Origin of the sequence: Mesorhizobium sp. M7A.F.Ca.AU.001.01.1.1, assembly GCF_004022735.1 — a bacterium.
Lineage (GTDB): Bacteria > Pseudomonadota > Alphaproteobacteria > Rhizobiales > Rhizobiaceae > Mesorhizobium > Mesorhizobium ciceri.
The window spans coordinates 1-5,372 of sequence record NZ_RZPF01000464.1; the positions used below are offsets into that span (position 1 = coordinate 1).

Consider the following 5,372-nt stretch of genomic DNA (forward strand, 5'->3'; position numbering starts at 1 on the left):
GCCATACCTATGCCGAGCACGCCGCGCGGCTGACGGCTGCCGGTGCCGATTTCGTCTGCGCCGACTGGCAAGAAGTTAGCCGGCAATTGGCTAGGTTTGGTGTGCCGGCCTAGTTTAGACGATACTTTGTGAATCCACGGCTGGCCCATTCGCCAGGCGGCACGAGTGAGCCCACACGGAAGTTGAAGGACAGGACCCTCGTCGCATCGGCGTCGACTTCGCATCGGAAATTTAGGTTGTACCAAGCGTTTCTGGTGCTGAAGGCGGCCTGCGGAGGATTGAGAACATTGCCTTTGTCCAGCGTAATGGTTGGCACCCATTTGACCGTATAGTCGGCACTTTGCAGTTCCCGGCTCAGAACGTTGCCGCAAAGGGTGGCCACCCGCTGACCGCGCGGCACATTCTCCATGGAGCTTGTAGCGAACGCATTGCCGGTTGCCCCTTGCGAGTAAAGCTTTCTGACGCCCGGAAGGCCGGAATAGATTGGTGATCCTGCAACGTCGTCGTTGGTGGGATTTGACCTTCCAGCATTCCCGATCGGCGCTTTGAAAGCTCTTGCGGGTTTGAACGTCATTGTCTTGGCAGGTTTGGACTTTGCCTTTCCAGTCGAAGCTGGAGGCGCCGGCTTGTCACCGGTCTCAGCCGTCAATGGCTTTGGCGTCACGACGGCTTGCTTTTCGTCAGGTTGCGGTGCGAGTTCTTGTTTGTCCGGCTGCTGTTTGTCGGTGTCCTCGGTCGCCTGCTTTTCCTCGCTTTGCGCGGGCTTTTCGTCCGGCGCAACGGTGGCCGGCTTCTCGTCAGGCTTGCTGGGGTCTGCCTTCTGCTGTGGCGTTGCAGCCGGGGCGGGCTCCGTCGGCACGGGTGTCGGCGCGACAGGCGGCTTTGCAGCCTCATCCTTGGCCGGCGACGGCGTGTTGGGTTTAGCGCTGCTTCCGTCGAGCGATTTCTCCGGCCCGGTATCTTTCTGGCCGTACTGGAAAACGCGCTTCAGAACCTGGTCGTCTGGCGGTTTCGGCGGCGGCGGCTTTTGTTCAGGCGGCTTTTCAGCCTTCTTTTCAGGTGTCGGTTCCGGCGGCTTTGGAGCAGGTTTCGGCTTGGGCTTCTCGGGCGGCGGCACGATCGCGACATTGACGGGCTGTTCCTGCTGAACCGGCTGCTGCTCGGGTCTCGGCAGGCCATAGATCAGAAACGCCGCGATGAGCGCATGCAGGATCAGCGATGCGGGCAAAGCCCACAGCAAATGCCGCCGCCGTTCTCCTGTTTCGCCCTTCATCCGCACCGATGTGGAATGAAATAGCGGCGGCTTCAAGCATAGGTAGTGGATTGGCTTGATTTAACCGCTGACAGGTTGGTGATCGGATGACGACGCGCAGACCTCAGGTCAGCCAGTTTGCCGCTGGCGCGGGATCCCGTCCAGAAACCGTTCGTCCAGCCGCGTCTCGCCAAGCCAGTTCAGCCGGTTGATGCTGATGAAGCCGGCATCGATCGCGTCGTTCTCGTCGCCCGGCTGGCTGTCGTGAGCCCGCCCGCGCGGCACGGTGATGACCGTGCGGTCGCCGTCGCTCTCCACGATCTCGGCCTTGCGGGCGATCTTGTCGCGACCGATGCGCGGCTGGCGGATTTCGGCCGGCAGCGAGGTCGGCAGGTTGATGCTCAGCCAATGACCCTCAGCGGCCCAGTCGGCGCGCGATTGCCACAGGGACACGATCAGCGCGCCAAGCCATTGGTCGTCGCCATCGGTGAAATCAGGATTTTTCACGCGTGAGAAGCCAATGGCCGGAACGCCCCAGAAAGTGGCCTCCCGCGCAATGCCGAGCGTGCCGGAATAGGCAAGGTCCTCGGCAACGTTGCGGCCATCGTTGACACCCGACAGCACCAGATCTGGCTTCTTCGTATCGGCGAACAACCAGGTCATGGCGCTTACCACGCAATCGGCCGGGGTGCCGGAACAGGCGTACCAGTTCGGTTGGAGGCGCCGCATGGTCAACGGCCTGGCAATCGTCAATGACGAGCCGGCGGCGGTGCGCTTGCCGTCGGGCGCGACCACCCAGACATCGCCGCTCAACGCGCTGGCGGCCGCGACCAGACGGGCAAGCCCCGGCGCTTCGATGCCGTCATCGTTGCAGATCAGAATTCTCATCGTTTTCTTGCCTCCGACACCACTATGCGCTGGCCGGTGCGGCATTGCGTGCGCAGCGAGGGGATGTGGGATTGCAGGTCGCCGAGAAGATCCGGCGTGCAGGAATGGCCGAGTGCCGCGGGACGGCCGGCCTTCTCCCAGATATCGACATTGCCCGACAGCGTCGGATGGGTCGGCATGCGTACCCAGTCCGCCCGACCGGCCTTGTGCAACACATCGCCCGGCGAACCTGACGGCAGATGCCCGGTAAGCAGCACCGGAAAACCGGAATGGTCGGCACGCGGCAAGAGGCGCGACGATGGGCCGGCTTCACCCATGCCGTCATCCGCCAGCAGCGGCATGGACGGCAGGGGATCGGCATCGGTCCAGTCGGCTGCGTCTTGCAGGCGGCGGCGCAGCAACGTTGAAACGCCCGGCAACAGGGCTGCCGTGGCGCCGATCTGCGCTTCCAGGGACGAGCGCATGCCGGCATGGATGGCGAACGGCCCTGGCAAGGCCGCGATCAGCTCCAGCGACCGACCCGAGAGCGGCGTCGGCAAAAGACACCCGCCCGAATGCCTCGCAACCCATTGCGAGATTTCGCGCGCACGCGCCGCCCCCGGCACCGGATCGGCGCCGTAGGAAGCATCGAGGACAAGCAGGTCGCAGTGCGGGATCGTGTCCATGACGAAGACATTGCTGTCCGGCACCACATCGGCGGAATAGGCGACGCGGCTCTCGCCATCGTCCACGGCAAACCAGACGCCGCCCACGACATGCCCGGAGCGTCCCGTCCGGATCGTGAAATTGCCGCTGTTCAACGTGTCGCCGGGTTCGAACAATTCGAGGCGATCTTCGGGAAAAGGGAACCGCCTGAAATCCTCGGGCTCAGCATAGCCGGCGAGCGTGGCAGGCGCCTCGTCGCGGGTCTCGGCGGTCATGAAGATCGGACCGGCATAACCGCGCGACAGCAGCCAGCTCAGCGCGCCGATATGATCCTCATGCGCATGCGAGACGAACAGCGCATCGATGTCGGCGACCGAGCCGTTCAGCGCCGGATAGTAGTCCGCCCCCGAGGCGCCGACCTTGATGCCGACGTCGAGCAGGATGCGATCCTTGCCGCTGCAGACAGCAAGGCTGGTGCGGCCCTTTTCGCCAAAGCCGCCGAGCAGGTCGAGCATCATCACGATGCCGCCCCCGCCGCCGGGATCAGCCAGCCGGAGCGTATCCGCAGGCGTGCCTGGGCTCCGCTCTCCAGCGCGACTGGATCGGGCTGTTCGAAATGCAAGGTGAGGTCGGGATTGGTCGAAGGCGTGAATTCGATGCGCGCCGAGCCACCCTGGTAGATCACCCGCTTGACCAGACCATCGAAGCCGGGACCGTCCGGCGACACGTCGAGATCGGCCGACCGGCAGCAGACCTTTGCCCCGGTTCGCGGCCGCTCGCCTGGCCGGCAGCGGACAACCAGTTCCGCGCCGAGAACGCGGACCTTGCAGTGCCCTCTTTCTTCCGCGCTCAACACATCCGCAGGCAGCAAAATGCCCTGCGAAATGAAGGAAGCCACCATTTCATTTGCCGGCTCATGATAGAGTTCGCGTGGCGTCGCCAGCTGGGCAAGACGCCCGCCATCCATCACCGCGATCCGATCGGCCAGCGCCATCGCCTCGGCCTGGTCATGGGTGATGTAGACGATCGTCGTGCCCGTGCGCTTGTGGAAGGACGCGAACTCGTCCTCCATCGAAGCCCTCAGATGCACGTCGAGATTGGCCAGCGGCTCGTCGAACAGAACCAACGAGGGCGCGGCGACAAGGCAGCGCGCCAATGCCACGCGCTGGCGTTGGCCGCCGGACAGATTGGCCGGCCGACGCTCGCCCAGCCCTTGCAGATTGACCAGGGCGAGTGCGTCTTCAACCTTCTGGCGCGCGACGGCCTTGTCGAGCTGCGCCACCTTCAGCGAATAGCCGATGTTTTCGGCGACCGTCATGTGCGGCCACAGCGCGTAGTTCTGGAAGACGATGCCGACGCGCCGCTTTTCCGGCGCGACGCTGCCGCCCTTGCCCGACACGACCTCGCTGCCGATACGGATCTCGCCTGACGTCACCTTCTCGAATCCGGCAACGAGCCGCAGCAGCGTGGTCTTGCCGCAGCCGGACGGCCCGAGCACTGCCAGGAACTCGCCGTCGCCGACATCGATCGATACGTCCTTGACGGCATCGAAATTGGCGAAGCTCTTGGTCACATTGTCCAGGCTCAATCGCGCCATGGCAGCACTCCGGTCGGAAGGTAGGGGGCAAGCAGATTGGTCACCAGCATCAACAGGAAAGTGACCGCCACAGTGATGACGGACATCGCCGCCGCATAGTTGGAATCGCCGCCCTGCTCGAAGGAAAACATCACGACACCGATCGTCTCCGACCCGGACGACCACAGCAGCGCCGAGACGGTAAGTTCGCTGAGCGCCGTCATGAAGATCAGTAGTCCGCCGGCGATCGCCGCCGGTGCCACCAGGGGAAAGATGATCGTGCGCATGCGCGTGAACAGCCCGGCGCCCGCTACTTGCGCCGCCTCCTCCAGCGCCCGGTCGATCTGGTGATAGCCGCTGATGGTCGGCCGCAGCGCCAGCACCAGGAAACGGGCGAGATAGGCGTAGAGGATGATCCAGACGGTGTTGTAGAGCTGGATGCCGGTGAGCGGGATCGGCCGCAGGAACATGAGCAGCGAGGCGATCGCCAGCACCACGCCGGGCAAAGCATAGGGCAGCTCGACCGACAGATTGAGCAGCCGCACCCAGCGCTGCTTGCCCCATGCGATCAGATAGCCGATCGGCACTGCGACCAGGACCGCGAAGAAGGCCGCCGCGATCGACAGCCAGAAGCTGTTGAAGAAGGCGCGGCTGGCCGCGTCATGCTCGAACAGCACGAAGCGATAATTGTCGAGCGTTGCCGTCTTGGCGGTGAGCGCGATGCCGTAGCCCGGCACCAGCGATGTCAGAACCAGCCCGAACAGCGGCAGGAACAGCACCACGATGATCAGCAGCCACATGCCGGCCTGGACCGTAGGCCGCCAGCGACCGAGTTCATAGGGTTCGGCCGAAAGCGACGTGGAGCTGATGCGATAGTCGCGGCGGCGGCTCATGATCTCCTGGGCAAGGATACCCGCCATGGCGATGATGCCGATCAGCACCGATAGGAATGCGGTTTCGCCGAGCACGGCGGGGCCGCCGCCGGCCAGCTTCTGATAGATCAGCGTCGGC

At 64.1% G+C, this 5,372-nt stretch carries 5 protein-coding genes; all 5 read right to left on the reverse strand.

Annotation, left to right across the window (positions count from 1 at the left end):
• Positions 1-109 precede the first annotated feature (109 nt).
• Entirely contained in the window at positions 110-1,273 is a 1,164-nt protein-coding gene (locus EN884_RS24345) for a DUF930 domain-containing protein (protein WP_063169125.1), read from the reverse strand.
• Between the two features lie 108 nt (positions 1,274-1,381).
• A complete protein-coding gene (locus EN884_RS24350; RefSeq protein ID WP_128360776.1) occupies positions 1,382-2,140 on the reverse strand; it encodes a 5'/3'-nucleotidase SurE in 759 nt (252 codons plus the stop codon).
• Positions 2,137-3,303 (reverse strand): MBL fold metallo-hydrolase, encoded by a 1,167-nt coding sequence (locus EN884_RS24355; protein WP_063169126.1) that lies wholly within the window; start codon positions 3,301-3,303, stop codon positions 2,137-2,139. Before EN884_RS24355 ends, EN884_RS24350 begins: the two co-directional genes overlap by 4 nt.
• A complete protein-coding gene (locus EN884_RS24360; protein ID WP_063169127.1) occupies positions 3,303-4,382 on the reverse strand; it encodes an ABC transporter ATP-binding protein in 1,080 nt (359 codons plus the stop codon). Before EN884_RS24360 ends, EN884_RS24355 begins: the two co-directional genes overlap by 1 nt.
• A partial coding sequence (locus EN884_RS24365) for an ABC transporter permease subunit (RefSeq protein ID WP_164895131.1) occupies positions 4,370-5,372 on the reverse strand: 1,003 nt, incomplete at its 5' end. The genes EN884_RS24365 and EN884_RS24360, both read right to left, overlap by 13 nt.